General features: G+C 68.9%; 23 protein-coding genes. All 23 read right to left on the bottom strand.

The window, feature by feature from the left end:
* The 23 genes from CLV52_RS03490 to rplB all read right to left on the bottom strand — a co-directional run bounded on the left by CLV52_RS03490 (position 1) and on the right by rplB (position 12,265).
* Positions 1-990 (bottom strand): DNA-directed RNA polymerase subunit alpha, encoded by a 990-nt coding sequence (locus CLV52_RS03490; RefSeq protein WP_119480714.1) that lies wholly within the window; start codon positions 988-990, stop codon positions 1-3.
* A gap of 131 nt (positions 991-1,121) precedes the next feature.
* Positions 1,122-1,523, bottom strand: a complete 402-nt coding sequence (rpsK, locus tag CLV52_RS03485; protein WP_119480713.1) for a 30S ribosomal protein S11 — start codon at positions 1,521-1,523, stop codon at positions 1,122-1,124.
* A 38-nt stretch (positions 1,524-1,561) separates the two neighbouring features.
* Positions 1,562-1,942, bottom strand: coding sequence for a 30S ribosomal protein S13 (gene rpsM, locus CLV52_RS03480; RefSeq protein WP_133764885.1), 381 nt, complete (start codon positions 1,940-1,942; stop codon positions 1,562-1,564).
* Between the two features lie 159 nt (positions 1,943-2,101).
* Complete coding sequence (gene rpmJ / locus CLV52_RS03475) at positions 2,102-2,218, bottom strand: 50S ribosomal protein L36 (RefSeq protein ID WP_119480711.1); 117 nt, start codon at positions 2,216-2,218, stop codon at positions 2,102-2,104.
* Positions 2,219-2,287: 69 nt separating this feature from the next.
* Positions 2,288-2,509 carry a translation initiation factor IF-1 gene (gene infA, locus CLV52_RS03470; RefSeq protein ID WP_055965022.1) on the bottom strand — a complete coding sequence of 74 codons (222 nt, stop codon included), beginning with the start codon at positions 2,507-2,509 and terminating at the stop codon, positions 2,288-2,290.
* A gap of 213 nt (positions 2,510-2,722) precedes the next feature.
* Entirely contained in the window at positions 2,723-3,307 is a 585-nt protein-coding gene (locus CLV52_RS03465; protein WP_211342594.1) for an adenylate kinase, read from the bottom strand.
* Positions 3,307-4,632 (bottom strand): preprotein translocase subunit SecY, encoded by a 1,326-nt coding sequence (gene secY / locus CLV52_RS03460; protein ID WP_133764881.1) that lies wholly within the window; start codon positions 4,630-4,632, stop codon positions 3,307-3,309. Before secY ends, CLV52_RS03465 begins: the two co-directional genes overlap by 1 nt.
* A 78-nt stretch (positions 4,633-4,710) precedes the next feature.
* Positions 4,711-5,226 carry a 50S ribosomal protein L15 gene (gene rplO / locus CLV52_RS03455; RefSeq protein ID WP_133764879.1) on the bottom strand — a complete coding sequence of 172 codons (516 nt, stop codon included), beginning with the start codon at positions 5,224-5,226 and terminating at the stop codon, positions 4,711-4,713.
* Complete coding sequence (rpmD, locus tag CLV52_RS03450) at positions 5,226-5,411, bottom strand: 50S ribosomal protein L30 (protein ID WP_133764877.1); 186 nt, start codon at positions 5,409-5,411, stop codon at positions 5,226-5,228. The genes rplO and rpmD overlap by 1 nt, the downstream gene beginning before the upstream one ends.
* Complete coding sequence (gene rpsE / locus CLV52_RS03445; RefSeq protein WP_133765819.1) at positions 5,411-6,142, bottom strand: 30S ribosomal protein S5; 732 nt, start codon at positions 6,140-6,142, stop codon at positions 5,411-5,413. Before rpsE ends, rpmD begins: the two co-directional genes overlap by 1 nt.
* Positions 6,143-6,192: 50 nt before the next feature.
* Entirely contained in the window at positions 6,193-6,552 is a 360-nt protein-coding gene (gene rplR, locus CLV52_RS03440) for a 50S ribosomal protein L18 (protein ID WP_133764875.1), read from the bottom strand.
* Between the two features lie 2 nt (positions 6,553-6,554).
* A complete protein-coding gene (rplF, locus tag CLV52_RS03435) occupies positions 6,555-7,091 on the bottom strand; it encodes a 50S ribosomal protein L6 (RefSeq protein ID WP_133764873.1) in 537 nt (178 codons plus the stop codon).
* Between the two features lie 6 nt (positions 7,092-7,097).
* Positions 7,098-7,496: a 30S ribosomal protein S8 gene (rpsH, locus tag CLV52_RS03430; RefSeq protein ID WP_133764871.1), complete on the bottom strand. Its 399-nt coding sequence runs from the start codon at positions 7,494-7,496 to the stop codon at positions 7,098-7,100.
* A 64-nt stretch (positions 7,497-7,560) separates the two neighbouring features.
* Complete coding sequence (rplE, locus tag CLV52_RS03425; protein ID WP_133764868.1) at positions 7,561-8,142, bottom strand: 50S ribosomal protein L5; 582 nt, start codon at positions 8,140-8,142, stop codon at positions 7,561-7,563.
* A 3-nt stretch (positions 8,143-8,145) separates the two neighbouring features.
* Positions 8,146-8,505 (bottom strand): 50S ribosomal protein L24, encoded by a 360-nt coding sequence (gene rplX, locus CLV52_RS03420; RefSeq protein WP_133764866.1) that lies wholly within the window; start codon positions 8,503-8,505, stop codon positions 8,146-8,148.
* A 2-nt stretch (positions 8,506-8,507) separates the two neighbouring features.
* The gene (gene rplN / locus CLV52_RS03415; protein WP_133764864.1) at positions 8,508-8,876 is read right to left on the bottom strand and encodes a 50S ribosomal protein L14; all 369 of its coding nucleotides are present in this window, start codon (positions 8,874-8,876) and stop codon (positions 8,508-8,510) included.
* A complete protein-coding gene (gene rpsQ / locus CLV52_RS03410; RefSeq protein ID WP_133764862.1) occupies positions 8,873-9,205 on the bottom strand; it encodes a 30S ribosomal protein S17 in 333 nt (110 codons plus the stop codon). The genes rplN and rpsQ overlap by 4 nt, the downstream gene beginning before the upstream one ends.
* Positions 9,205-9,546 (bottom strand): 50S ribosomal protein L29, encoded by a 342-nt coding sequence (rpmC, locus tag CLV52_RS03405; protein WP_133764860.1) that lies wholly within the window; start codon positions 9,544-9,546, stop codon positions 9,205-9,207. Before rpmC ends, rpsQ begins: the two co-directional genes overlap by 1 nt.
* The gene (rplP, locus tag CLV52_RS03400) at positions 9,546-9,965 is read right to left on the bottom strand and encodes a 50S ribosomal protein L16 (RefSeq protein ID WP_119480699.1); all 420 of its coding nucleotides are present in this window, start codon (positions 9,963-9,965) and stop codon (positions 9,546-9,548) included. Before rplP ends, rpmC begins: the two co-directional genes overlap by 1 nt.
* On the bottom strand, positions 9,965-10,714 hold the full coding sequence (gene rpsC, locus CLV52_RS03395; RefSeq protein ID WP_133764857.1) for a 30S ribosomal protein S3: 750 nt from the start codon (positions 10,712-10,714) through the stop codon (positions 9,965-9,967). Before rpsC ends, rplP begins: the two co-directional genes overlap by 1 nt.
* The gene (gene rplV / locus CLV52_RS03390; protein WP_133764855.1) at positions 10,714-11,106 is read right to left on the bottom strand and encodes a 50S ribosomal protein L22; all 393 of its coding nucleotides are present in this window, start codon (positions 11,104-11,106) and stop codon (positions 10,714-10,716) included. Before rplV ends, rpsC begins: the two co-directional genes overlap by 1 nt.
* A 25-nt stretch (positions 11,107-11,131) precedes the next feature.
* A complete protein-coding gene (gene rpsS / locus CLV52_RS03385; protein WP_133764853.1) occupies positions 11,132-11,413 on the bottom strand; it encodes a 30S ribosomal protein S19 in 282 nt (93 codons plus the stop codon).
* 12 nt (positions 11,414-11,425) lie between these two features.
* A complete protein-coding gene (rplB, locus tag CLV52_RS03380; protein ID WP_133764851.1) occupies positions 11,426-12,265 on the bottom strand; it encodes a 50S ribosomal protein L2 in 840 nt (279 codons plus the stop codon).
* Positions 12,266-12,275 lie beyond the last annotated feature (10 nt).

Raw genomic sequence — 12,275 nt, 5'->3', positions numbered from 1 at the left:
TCAGTTCTCCTCGTCGTCGTAGGCGGAGTAGAAGTGCGTGCCGTCGAAGCCGGGCACGGCGTCCTTGAGGGACAGGCCGAGCTCGACGAGCTTGTCCTTGACCTCGTCGACGGACTTCTGTCCGAAGTTGCGGATGTTCATCAGCTGCGTCTCGGAGAGCGAGACGAGCTCGGACACCGTGTTGATGCCCTCGCGCTTGAGGCAGTTGTAGGAGCGGACCGACAGGTCCAGGTCCTCGATCGGCATCGACAGCTCGGACGAGACCAGCTGGTCGACCGGGGCCGGGCCGATCTCGATGCCCTCGGCGGCGCTGTTCAGCTCGCGGGCGAGGCCGAACAGCTCGGTGAGGGTCCGACCCGCGGAGGCGATCGCGTCGCGCGGCGAGATCGCCGGCTTCGTCTCGACGTCCACCACGAGCCGGTCGAAGTCCGTGCGCTCACCGGCCCGCGTCGCCTCGACGCGGTAGGTGACCTTGAGGACGGGCGAGTAGATCGAGTCGACCGGGATCTGGCCGGCCTCGCTGAACTCGCTGCGGTTCTGCGTGGCGGAGACGTAGCCGCGGCCGCGCTCGATCGTCAGCTCGAGGTCGAAGCGCGCCTTGTCGTTCAGCGTCGCGATGAGCAGCTCGGGGTTGTGGATCTCCACGCCCGCGGGCGCCGAGATGTCGGCGGCCGTGACGGGGCCCTCGCTCTGCTTGCGCAGGTAGGCCGTGATCGGCTCGTCGTGCTCGGAGGAGACGACCAGCTGCTTGATGTTCAGGATGATCTCGGTGACGTCCTCCTTCACACCGGGGATCGTCGTGAACTCGTGCTGGACGCCCTCGATGCGGATGGACGTGACCGCGGCGCCCGGGATGGACGACAGCAAGGTGCGGCGGAGGGAGTTGCCCAGGGTGTAGCCGAAGCCCGGCTCGAGCGGCTCGATGACGAACCGCGAGCGGAACTCGCTGATGGGCTCCTCGGCGAGGGTGGGGCGCTGTGCGATGAGCACGGGATGATGTCCTTTCGTGTCCGCTATATGACACGTCGAAGGTGGGTCCGGGCGGACCGCCCGGGGGTGTGCGGGTCAGCACTCTCCGTTTCGGAGGACGTCACGTCCTCCGAAACGGAGAGTGCTGCGGGTCAGACGCGCCGGCGCTTCGGCGGGCGGACGCCGTTGTGGGCCTGCGGCGTCACGTCGTTGATCGAGCCGACCTCGAGGCCCGCGGCCTGGAGGGAGCGGATCGCGGTCTCGCGGCCGGAGCCCGGACCCTTCACGAAGACGTCGACCTTCTTCATGCCGTGCTCCTGCGCCTGACGCGCGGCGGACTCGGCCGCGAGCTGCGCGGCGAACGGGGTCGACTTGCGCGACCCCTTGAAGCCGACGCCGCCGGACGAGGCCCAGCTGATCACGGCACCCGTGGTGTCGGTGATCGAGACGATCGTGTTGTTGAACGTCGACTTGATGTGGGCCTGCCCAATCGCGACGTTCTTCTTCTCCTTGCGGCGGGGCTTGCGGCCCGCGCCGGCCTTCGGTGCTGCCATGTCTGTTCTCTCCTACGAAGTCTGTGGGGCGGCGAGCGCTACTTGCGCCCGGCCTTCTTCTTGCCGGCGACGGTGCGCTTCGGGCCCTTGCGGGTACGAGCGTTGGTCTTCGTGCGCTGACCGCGCACGGGCAGGCCGCGGCGGTGCCGCAGACCCTCGTAGGAGCCGATCTCGACCTTGCGGCGGATGTCGGCGGCGACCTCGCGGCGGAGGTCGCCCTCCACCTTGTAGGTGCCCTCGATGTGGTCGCGGAGCGCGACCAGCTGGTCGTCGGTGAGGTTGCGGACGCGGGTGTCCGGGTCGATGCCCGTCGCCTTGAGCGTCTCGGTGGCACGGGTGCGTCCCACGCCGTAGATGTAGGTGAGTGCGACCTCCACGCGCTTCTCGCGCGGGATGTCGACGCCGGCAAGTCTCGCCATGCGTCTGCTCCTTCTCAGGGATCGGAGGTGTGGTGCGCCGCCGGTGCTCGGGCCTCCGACCCGAGGTGTCCCCCTCCCGCTTCCGCGGCAGGGATCTGGTGGCGCTGGTGTCTGTTCAGTTGTGGGAGCGCCCCGGACGCGGACGTCCGGGGCGGTGCATCAGCCCTGGCGCTGCTTGTGACGCACGTTCACGGAGCAGATGACCATGACCCGGCCGTGACGGCGGATCACGCGGCAGTGCTCGCAGATGGGCTTGACGGAAGGCGCGACCTTCATGGGATTCCTCTTCTCGCTGTCCTCGTACCGACCGGCGGACCGGTCGGCCGTTACTTCTCAGCGATCGGCCTACTTGTACCGGTAGACGATGCGGCCGCGGGTCAAGTCGTACGGGCTCAGCTCGACGATCACGCGGTCCTCCGGGAGGATGCGGATGTAGTGCTGACGCATCTTGCCGGAGATGTGGGCGAGCACCTTGTGCCCGTTGCTCAGCTCCACTCGGAACATCGCATTGGGCAGCGCTTCGACGACCGCACCTTCGATCTCGATGACACCGTCTTTCTTGGCCATAGCCTCACTTCGTCACTGGGTCGCGGCTCGGCCACGACCGATCGCTGGTCATGCGGGACGCCGACCGGACGGGATGTCCGGCAGACGGGTCGGCCGTGGCACGCAGCCTGATGGATCAGGGCGTGAGTGGCCGACGGACGATCATAGCCCACCAACAGGAGTGGGCCCTAATCCATTCCCCTGACCGCGGCCCTCAGGCCGATCGCGCCCCAGTCATTCCGTGGAGCCCACGACGCGGCCGGACAGCGCGCCGAAGATGCGATCGGTCACCTGGTCGACCTCGCCCATGCCGTCGACGCTGACGAGGATGCCGCGTTCGGCGTAGACCGCGACGAGCGGGTGGGTCTGCTCCTGGTAGACGTCGAGCCGCCTGCGGATCACGTCCTCCGTGTCGTCGCTGCGGCCCTGGTCCGTCGCCCGCTTGAGCAGGCGCTCGACGATCGCGTCCGTGTCGATCGTCAGCTGCACGACCGCGTCGAGGCCGCCCTCGGTCGCCTCGAGGCAGTCGTCGAGGGTCGACACCTGCGCGAGCGTGCGGGGGAAGCCGTCGAGCAGGAAGCCCGAGCCGGCGTCCTCCTGCGCGAGCCGGTCGAGCACGAGGGCGTTGGTCAGGTCGTCGGGCACGTAGGCGCCGCGGTCCATGTAGTCCTTGGCCTGGAGCCCGAGCGGCGTGCCCTCCGACACGTTGGCGCGGAAGATGTCGCCCGTCGAGATCGCCGGGATGCCGTAGTGGTCCGCCACCCGGACCGCCTGCGTGCCCTTCCCGGCACCCGGAGGCCCGATCAGCAGCATCCGCATCAGCGGAGCAGTCCCTCGTAGTGCCGCTGCTGCAGCTGCGAGTCGATCTGCTTCACGGTCTCGAGGCCCACGCCGACGATGATCAGCAGGGAGGCACCGCCGAACGGGAAGTTCTGGTTGGCCCCGATCGCGACGAACGCGACGAGCGGGATCAGCGCCAGCAGGCCGAGGTAGATCGAGCCGGGCAGCGTGACGCGGGTCAGCACGTAGTCGAGGTACTCGGCCGTCGGACGCCCCGCACGGATGCCGGGGATGAAGCCGCCGTACTTCTTCATGTTGTCCGCGACCTCCTCCGGGTTGAAGGTGATCGCCACGTAGAAGTACGTGAAGCCCACGATCAGGAGGAAGTACAGCGCCATGTAGAGCGGGTGGTCGCCCGTCGTCAGGTAGTTCTGGATCCACGTCACCCAGGGCGCCGGGGCGGACCCGTCGCGCGGCTGGTTGAACTGGGCGATCAGCGCCGGCAGGTAGAGCAGGCTCGAGGCGAAGATGACCGGCACGACGCCCGCCATGTTCACCTTGATCGGGATGTACGTGTTGTTGCCGCCGTACGTCCGGCGGCCGACCATGCGCTTCGCGTACTCGACGGGGATGCGCCGCTGCGACTGCTCGACGTAGACGACCAGACCGACGATGACGACGCCGATCGCGACGACGACGACCGCGACCTCCGGGCTCTGCGCCTGGCCGATGGCGATGATCGACTGCGGGAACCGCGCGGCGATCGCCGTGAAGATGAGGAGCGACATGCCGTTGCCGACCCCGCGCTCGGTGATGAGCTCGCCCATCCACATGATGAGGCCGGTGCCGGCGGTCATGGTGAGGACCATGAGGACCGTCGCCCACCAGGCGTTGTTCGACACGAGCTGCGAGCAGGCGGAGGTGTCGGTCGTGCCGAACAGGGCCCCGCTGCGGGCGACCGTGATCAGGGTCGTCGACTGGAGGACGCCGAGCGCGATCGTCAGGTAGCGCGTGTACTGCGTGAGGCGCGCCTGCCCCTCCTGGCCCTCCTTGTACAGGGCCTCGAAGCGAGGGATGACCACGCGCAGCAGCTGCACGATGATCGACGACGTGATGTACGGCATGATGCCGAGCGCGAAGATCGACAGCTGCAGCAGCGCGCCGCCGGACAGCACGTTGACCAGCTCGTAGAGGCCGCTCGCGCCGCTCTGCTGGCTCGCGAGACAGGCGCGGACGTTGCCGTAGTCGATGAATGGCGCCGGCACGAACGAGCCGAGCCGGAACACGGCGATGATCCCGAGGGTGAACAGCACCTTCCGCCGGAGGTCCGGTGTGCGGAAGATCCGCGTGAGGGCACTCAGCATCGGCTACCTGCGCTTTCCGTCCGCGGCACACGATCGAAGGTGCCCGGGCCCGCGGGCCCGGGCACCTTCATGATCGATTCAGTTGACCGAGCCGCCAGCGGCCACGATCTTCTGCTGCGCCGACTCGGACACCTTGTCGACGGCGACGTTCAGACTAACCGCGATGTCGCCGGAACCGAGGACCTTGACCTTCTCGTTCTTGCGGACGGCGCCCTTGGCCACCAGGTCGGCGACGGTCACGTCGCCGCCGGTCGGGTACAGCACGGCGAGCTTCTCCAGGTTCACGACCTGGTACTCGACCCGGAACGGGTTCTTGAAGCCCTTCAGCTTCGGGGACCGCATGACGAAGTTCAGGTTGCCGCCCTCGAGGCCCGCGCGCACGCCGTAGCGCGACTTGGTGCCCTTCGTGCCGCGACCGGCGGTCTTGCCCTTCGAGCCCTCACCGCGACCCACGCGGGTGCGGTCCTTCTTCGCGCCGGCGGCGGGACGGAGGTGGTGGACCTTGAGCAGGCTCACCTTCTCCACCGTCTCCTCGGCGGGCGCCTTCTTGGCCGTCGTGCGCGAGCGCGTGGACGGCGTCGTGGCCTCAGCCATCAGTCGATCTCCTCAACCTTGACGAGGTGGGCGACGGTGCGCACGTACCCGCGGTTCTGAGCCGTGTCCGGCCGCTCGACGGTCTCGCCGATGCGGTGGAGGCCCAGGCTGCGGAGCGTGTCGCGCATGTTCTGCTTCTCGCTCACCTTGGACTTGATCTGGGTGACTCGCAGCGTCGTGGCCATCAGGCACTCGCCTTCTGGGCCGCCGCCGCCGCGTCCTGCATGCGCAGGAGGCGGGCCGGGACGACCTCGTCGATGTCCAGCCCGCGACGACCGGCCACCGCGCGCGGCTCCTCGAGCTGCTGCAGCGCCGCCACCGTCGCGTGGACGATGTTGATGGTGTTGGACGAGCCGAGCGACTTCGAGAGCACGTCGTGGATGCCCGCGCACTCGAGGACCGCGCGGACGGGACCGCCCGCGATGACGCCGGTACCGGCGGCAGCCGGACGCAGGAGCACGACACCCGCGGCGGCCTCCCCCTGGACGGGGTGCGGGATCGTCGCGGCGATGCGCGGGACACGGAAGAAGTTCTTCTTCGCCTCTTCGACGCCCTTGCTGATCGCGGTCGGGACCTCGCGGGCCTTGCCGTAGCCGACGCCCACGGTGCCGTTGCCGTCGCCGACGATCACGAGGGCGGTGAAGCTGAAGCGACGACCGCCCTTCACGACCTTGGAGACGCGGTTGATGGTGACGACGCGCTCGAGGAAGTTGCTGTCCCCGCCGCGGTTGTTGCGGTCGTTGCCGCCACGGCCACCGCGGTCGTTGCCGCCGCGTCCGCCGCGGTCGTTGCCGCCACGGCCCCGGCTGAGCCGGTTGTCACGGCTCACCGAGTCGGTGCCGGCCGCGGTCTCGACCGGCGCCTCGACAGCGGGCTCGGGCGCCGCGGCGTTGGCCTTCGCGACGGCCGCGCGCAGCGCGCTGTCGTCGGTCGTCGCCGGCTCGGCGTTGGTGTTGGTGGTGTCGCTCACAGGCTCAGCCCGCCTTCCCGGGCGCCGTCGGCCACAGCCGCCACGCGTCCCGCGTACTTGTTTCCGCCGCGGTCGAACACGACGGAGTCGATGCCGGCGGCCTTCGCGCGCTCGGCGACGAGCTCGCCGACGCGCTTGGCCTTGGCGGTCTTGTCGTCCGTGGACGCGCGCAGGTCCGCCTCGAGCGTCGAGGCCGACGCCAGGGTGCGGCCGACGGTGTCGTCGACGACCTGCACGAAGACGTGCCGCGCGGACCGGTTCACCACGAGCCGCGGAGCGGTCGAGGTCCCGGAGATGCGCTTGCGGAGCCGGGCGTGACGCTTGTCACGCGCGGCCGAACGAGAGGTGGTGGCCATGCTTACTTCCCACTCTTCCCGGCCTTGCGGCGCACGTTCTCGCCGGCGTACCGGACGCCCTTGCCCTTGTAGGGCTCGGGCTTGCGGATCTTGCGGATGTTGGCGGCGGTCTCGCCGACGGCCTGCTTGTCGATGCCCGACACGGTGAGCTTGTTGTTGCCCTCGACCGTGAAGGTGATGCCGGCCGGCGGCTCGACGAGGACCGGGTGCGAGAAGCCGAGCGCGAACTCGATGTTCGCGCCGCGGGCCTGCACGCGGTAGCCGGTGCCGACGACCTCGAGGCCCTTGCTGTAGCCCGCGGTCACACCCGTGATCTGGTTGGCGATCAGCGTGCGGGTGAGGCCGTGGAGGGACTTCGAGCGGCGCTCGTCGTCCGGGCGGGACACGACGACCTTGCCGTCCTCGACCGCCGCGGTGAGCGGGGCGGGGATGACGTGGTTCAGCGTGCCCTTCGGGCCCTTCACCGTCACGGCCGAGCCGACGATGGTGACGTCGACCCCGGAGGGGATGTCGATGGGGAGTCGTCCGATTCGCGACATGTCAGATCACCACACGTAGGCGAGGACTTCCCCGCCGACGCCCTTCTTGGTCGCCTGCCGGTCCGTGAGGAGGCCGGAGGAGGTGGACAGGATCGCGACGCCGAGGCCGCCGAGCACCGTGGGGAGCTCCGTGGACTTCGCGTACACGCGGAGGCCGGGCTTCGAGACGCGCTTGATGCCGGCGATCGACCGCTCGCGGTTCGGGCCGTACTTGAGGTCGAGCGTCAGGGTCTTGCCGACGCGGGCGTCGGCGACGCTCCAGTCGGCGATGTAGCCCTCGCGCTTCAGGATCTCGGCGATACCGGCCTTCAGCTTCGAGTGCGGCAGGGACACCGTCTCGTGGAAGGCCGAGTTCGCGTTGCGCACCCGCGTGAGCAGGTCCGCGACCGGATCGGTCATCGTCATGGGGTTCTACTTTCGTCAGGTTTCCGGGGACGTTCCCCGGACCTCGTACGGAGCTCCGCGGCGCCTAGGAGGCGGCGCGGAACGGGAAGCCGAGGGCGCGGAGCAGGGCCCGACCCTCGTCGTCGGTCTTGGCGGTCGTGACCACCGTGATGTCGAAGCCGCGGACCCGGTCGATGCGGTCCTGGTCGATCTCGTGGAACACGCTCTGCTCGGTCAGACCGAAGGTGTAGTTGCCGTTGCCGTCGAACTGCCGGTCCGACAGCCCGCGGAAGTCGCGGATGCGGGGCAGCGCCAGCGACAGCAGGCGGTCCAGGAACTCCCACGCACGGTCGCCGCGCAGCGTGACGTGCGCACCGATCGGCTGGCCCTCGCGGAGCTTGAACTGCGCGATGGACTTGCGGGCACGGGTGACCTGCGGCTTCTGACCGGTGATCTTGGTCAGGTCGGCCACGGCGCCGTCGATGATCTTGCCGTCGCGGGCGGCCTCGCCGACACCGGAGTTGACGACGACCTTCACGAGACCGGGCACCTGGTGGATGTTCCCGAAGCCGAACTCCTTCTGGAGGTTCGGCACGATCTCGCTGCGGTACTTCTGCTTCAGGCGCGGCTGAACTTTCTCAGTCGGCGCAACAGTCGTGTCGCTCATGGATTACAGGTCCTTCCCGGACTTCTTCGCGTAGCGGACGCGAACGGTCTTCGAGACGCCGTCGACCGTCTTCGTCTCGACCCGGTGGCCGACGCGGGTCGGCTTCTTCGAGTCGGGGTCGACGAGGGCGACGTTCGAGATGTGGATGGGCGCCTCGACGGTCTCGATGCCGCCGGTCTTCGTGCCGCGCTGCGTCTGGCCGACGCGGGCGTGCTTCGTGACGAAGTTGACGCCCTCGACGACGACACGGTTGCGCTCGACGAGGACCTCGAGGACCTTGCCCTGCTTGCCGCGGTCGCCGCCGCGCGCCTGCGTGGCGCCCGAGATCACCTGGACGAGGTCGCCCTTCTTGATCTTGGCCATGCTCAAATCACCTCCGGTGCGAGCGAGATGATCTTCATGAACTTCTTGTCGCGGAGCTCGCGACCGACCGGACCGAAGATGCGCGTCCCGCGCGGATCGCCGTCGTTCTTCAGGATGACGGCGGCGTTCTCGTCGAACTTGATGTAGGAGCCGTCCGGACGACGGGTCTCCTTCACGGTGCGGACGATGACGGCCTTGACCACATCGCCCTTCTTGACGTTGCCGCCCGGGATCGCGTCCTTGACGGTCGCGACGATCGTGTCGCCGAGCCCGGCGTAGCGACGGCCGGAGCCGCCCATGACGCGGATGGTGAGCAGCTCCTTGGCGCCGGTGTTGTCGGCGACCTTGAGGCGGGACTCCTGCTGGATCACTTGGCCTTCTCCAGGATCTCGACGAGGCGCCAGCGCTTCGTGGCGGACAGCGGACGGGTCTCGCTGATCACGACGAGGTCGCCGATGCCGGCGGTGCCGGCCTCGTCGTGCGCCTTGACCTTGCTCGTGCGACGGATGACCTTGCCGTACAGCGGGTGCTTCACGCGGTCCTCGACCTCGACGACGATGGTCTTGTCCATCTTGTCGCTGACGACGTAGCCGCGGCGGGCCTTGCGGTAGCCGCGGGCGGTCTCATCGCGGACGTCGTGCGCGCCATGCTCGTGGCCGGCGGTCGCGGGCGTCGCCGCGGTCTCCTGTGCCTTCGCCATTACTTCGTCTCCTCGGACTCCGCGGCGGCCTCAGGAGCCGTCTCGGTGGTCGTGGGCTCCTCGGCCTTCTTGGCGTGGGAGCGCTTCGGCTTCGCCTCGGCGACCGGGGCCGGCGCGGGCGTGGCCCGGATGCCGAGCTCGCGCTCGCGCATCACGGTGTAGATGCGGGCGATGTCGCGCTTGACTGCGCGCACCCGCCCGTGGGCCTCGAGCTGCCCGGTCGCGGACTGGAAGCGGAGGTTGAAGAGCTCCTCCTTCGCCTTGCGGAGCTCCTCCGTCAGGCGGCTGTCCTCGAACGAGTCGAGCTCGGTCGGGGCGAGGGCCTTGGTTCCGATCGCCATCAGGCGTCCCCCTCCTCACGGGTGATGATGCGTGCCTTGAGCGGCAGCTTGTGGATCGCGCGGAGCAGCGCCTCGCGCGCCAGCGTCTCGTCGACGCCGGCGACCTCGAAGAGGACGCGGCCCGGCTTGACGTTCGCAACCCACCACTCGGGCGAACCCTTCCCGGAACCCATGCGGGTCTCGGCGGGCTTCTTCGTGAGGGGGCGGTCCGGGTAGATGTTGATCCAGACCTTGCCGCCGCGCTTGATGTGGCGTGTCATGGCGATACGGGCGGACTCGATCTGCCGGTTCGTCACGTAGGCCGGGGTGAGGGCCTGGATGCCGAACTCGCCGAACGAGACCTTCGTGCCGCCGGTGGCCTGACCGCTGCGCCCCGGGTGGTGCTGCTTGCGGTGCTTGACGCGTCGTGGGATCAGCATCAGGCGTTCGCTCCTTCGAGGGACTCGTTGCGGCGGCCGCCACCACGGCGGTCGTCGCGCTGCGGGCGGCTGCGGCCGGGCTGCGAGGCCTGCTCGCGAGCGAGCTCCTTGGCCGTGATGTCGCCCTTGTAGATCCAGACCTTCACGCCGATGCGGCCGAACGTCGTCTTGGCCTCGTAGAAGCCGTAGTCGATGTTGGCGCGGAGCGTGTGCAGGGGAACGCGACCCTCGCGGTAGAACTCCGAGCGGCTCATCTCCGCGCCGCCGAGGCGGCCGGAGACCTGCACGCGGACGCCCTTGGCGCCGGCGCGCTGCGCGCTCTGCAGGCCCTTGCGCATCGCGCGGCGGAACGCCACGCGGGCGGAGAGCTGCTCGGCGATGCCCTGCGCGACCAGCTGCGCCTCGGCCTCGGGGTTCTTCACCTCGAGGATGTTCAGCTGGATCTGCTTCTTGGTGAGCTTCTCGAGGTCGGCGCGGATGCGCTCGGCCTCGGCGCCGCGGCGGCCGATGACGATGCCCGGGCGCGCCGTGTGGATGTCCACGCGGACGCGGTCGCGGGTGCGCTCGATCTCGATCTTCGCCACGCCGGCGCGGTCGAGGTTCTTCAGGAGGAGGCGTCGGATCTTGACGTCCTCCGCCACGAAGTCCTTGTACCGCTGACCGACCTTCTGCGAGTCCGAGAACCAGCGCGAGGTGTGGTCGGTGGTGATGCCGAGGCGGAAGCCGTACGGGTTGACCTTCTGGCCCATCAGCGGTTCCCCTTCTTCTGCGTGGTGCCCTCGTCGTCGACCGCGGGGGTCGACAGCACGACGGTGATGTGCGAGGTGCGCTTGTTGATGCGGAACGCGCGGCCCTGCGCTCGCGGCTGGAACCGCTTGAGCGTGGTGCCCTCGTCCACGAACGCGCGCTGGATGAACAGGTCCTGCTCATCGAGGTAGGTGTTCTCCGCGTCGGCCTTGACCTTGGCGTTCGCCATCGCCGAGGCGACGAGCTTGTACACCGGGGTCGCCGCGGCCTGCGGCGAGAACTTGAGGATCGCGAGGGCCTCCGCGGCCTGCTTGCCGCGGATGAGGTCGACGACGCGACGGGCCTTCTGCGGGGTGATGCGGACCTGCCGCAGCCGCGCGGTGGACTCCACCATGACTGTCTCCTTCTCGTCGCCGCGCTTAGCGGCGACGACCCTTCTTGTCGTCCTTCTCGTGCCCGCGGAACGTGCGGGTGGGGGCGAACTCGCCGAGCTTGTGCCCGACCATCGCCTCCGTCACGAACACGGGGATGTGCTTGCGGCCGTCGTGCACGGCGATGGTGTGGCCGAGCATGGCGGGGATGATCATCGAGCGACGCGACCAGGTGCGGATGACCTGCTTCGAGTTGTTCGTGTTGGCGTTCTGCACCTTCGTCAGCAGGTGGTCGTCGACGAAGGGGCCCTTCTTCAGGCTGCGAGGCATTCTTCGCTACTCCTACTTGCGCTTCTTGCCGACGGTGCGACGGCGGACGATGAGCTTGTCGCTCTCCTTGTTCGGGTGCCGGGTGCGGCCTTCGGCCTGACCCCACGGCGTGACCGGGTGGCGACCACCGGAGGTCTTGCCCTCACCACCACCGTGCGGGTGGTCGATCGGGTTCATCGCGACACCGCGGACCGTCGGCCGGACGCCCTTCCAGCGCATGCGGCCGGCCTTGCCCCAGTTGATGTTCGACTGCTCGGCGTTGCCGACCTCGCCGATCGTCGCGCGGCAGCGGACGTCGACGTTGCGGACCTCGCCCGAGGGCAGGCGGAGCTGCGCGTAGGGGCCGTCCTTCGCCACGAGGCGGACGGAGGCACCGGCGGAGCGGGCCATCTTGGCGCCGCCGCCCGGCTTCAGCTCGATCGCGTGCACGATCGTGCCGACCGGGATGTTCTTCAGCGGCAGGTTGTTGCCCGGCTTGATGTCCGCGCCCGGGCCCGTCTCGACGACGTCGCCCTGCTTGATGCGGTTCGGCGCGAGGATGTAGCGCTTCTCGCCGTCCACGAAGTGCAGCAGCGCGATGCGCGCGGTGCGGTTCGGGTCGTACTCGATCTCCGCGACGCGGGCGTTCACGCCGTCCTTGTCGGAGCGGCGGAAGTCGATGACTCGGTACTGGCGCTTGTGACCGCCACCGATGTGACGGGTGGTGATCCGGCCCTGCGCGTTGCGGCCACCGGTCTTCGGCAGCGGGCGCAGCAGGCTCTTCTCGGGCGTCGAGCGGGTGATCTCCGTGAACTCGGAGACCGACGAGCCGCGACGACCGGGCGTGGTCGGCTTGTAGTTGCGGATTGCCATGTGTTCCTAC

It is taken from the genome of Amnibacterium kyonggiense (assembly GCF_004364555.1).
Lineage (GTDB): Bacteria > Actinomycetota > Actinomycetes > Actinomycetales > Microbacteriaceae > Amnibacterium > Amnibacterium kyonggiense.
Note: the sequence above shows the minus strand (reverse complement) of the source record. Positions and strands in the feature narration are given on the sequence as shown.

Bases quoted from the DNA above. Each gene is read 5' to 3' on its own strand.
- rplV (WP_133764855.1), bottom strand. From the start codon at position 11,106: ATGGTGGAGTCCACCGCGCGGCTGCGGCAGGTCCGCATCACCCCGCAG.
- secY (WP_133764881.1), bottom strand. From the start codon at position 4,632: ATGCTGAGTGCCCTCACGCGGATCTTCCGCACACCGGACCTCCGGCGG.
- infA (WP_055965022.1), bottom strand. From the start codon at position 2,509: ATGGCCAAGAAAGACGGTGTCATCGAGATCGAAGGTGCGGTCGTCGAA.
- rplE (WP_133764868.1), bottom strand. From the start codon at position 8,142: ATGAGCGACACGACTGTTGCGCCGACTGAGAAAGTTCAGCCGCGCCTG.
- rplB (WP_133764851.1), bottom strand. From the start codon at position 12,265: ATGGCAATCCGCAACTACAAGCCGACCACGCCCGGTCGTCGCGGCTCG.
- rplX (WP_133764866.1), bottom strand. From the start codon at position 8,505: ATGGCCAAGATCAAGAAGGGCGACCTCGTCCAGGTGATCTCGGGCGCC.
- rpmJ (WP_119480711.1), bottom strand. From the start codon at position 2,218: ATGAAGGTCGCGCCTTCCGTCAAGCCCATCTGCGAGCACTGCCGCGTG.
- rpsK (WP_119480713.1), bottom strand. From the start codon at position 1,523: ATGGCAGCACCGAAGGCCGGCGCGGGCCGCAAGCCCCGCCGCAAGGAG.
- rplP (WP_119480699.1), bottom strand. From the start codon at position 9,965: ATGCTGATCCCACGACGCGTCAAGCACCGCAAGCAGCACCACCCGGGG.
- rplO (WP_133764879.1), bottom strand. From the start codon at position 5,226: ATGGCTGAGGCCACGACGCCGTCCACGCGCTCGCGCACGACGGCCAAG.
- rpmC (WP_133764860.1), bottom strand. From the start codon at position 9,546: ATGGCGATCGGAACCAAGGCCCTCGCCCCGACCGAGCTCGACTCGTTC.
- rpsS (WP_133764853.1), bottom strand. From the start codon at position 11,413: ATGCCTCGCAGCCTGAAGAAGGGCCCCTTCGTCGACGACCACCTGCTG.
- CLV52_RS03465 (WP_211342594.1), bottom strand. From the start codon at position 3,307: ATGCGGATGCTGCTGATCGGGCCTCCGGGTGCCGGGAAGGGCACGCAG.
- rpsM (WP_133764885.1), bottom strand. From the start codon at position 1,942: ATGGCGAGACTTGCCGGCGTCGACATCCCGCGCGAGAAGCGCGTGGAG.
- rpmD (WP_133764877.1), bottom strand. From the start codon at position 5,411: ATGGCCACGACGCTGCGAGTCACCCAGATCAAGTCCAAGGTGAGCGAG.
- rpsH (WP_133764871.1), bottom strand. From the start codon at position 7,496: ATGACGATGACCGATCCGGTCGCGGACCTGCTCACGCGGGTGCGCAAC.
- rplR (WP_133764875.1), bottom strand. From the start codon at position 6,552: ATGGCCACCACCTCTCGTTCGGCCGCGCGTGACAAGCGTCACGCCCGG.
- rpsC (WP_133764857.1), bottom strand. From the start codon at position 10,714: ATGGGCCAGAAGGTCAACCCGTACGGCTTCCGCCTCGGCATCACCACC.
- rpsQ (WP_133764862.1), bottom strand. From the start codon at position 9,205: ATGGCGAAGGCACAGGAGACCGCGGCGACGCCCGCGACCGCCGGCCAC.
- rplF (WP_133764873.1), bottom strand. From the start codon at position 7,091: ATGTCGCGAATCGGACGACTCCCCATCGACATCCCCTCCGGGGTCGAC.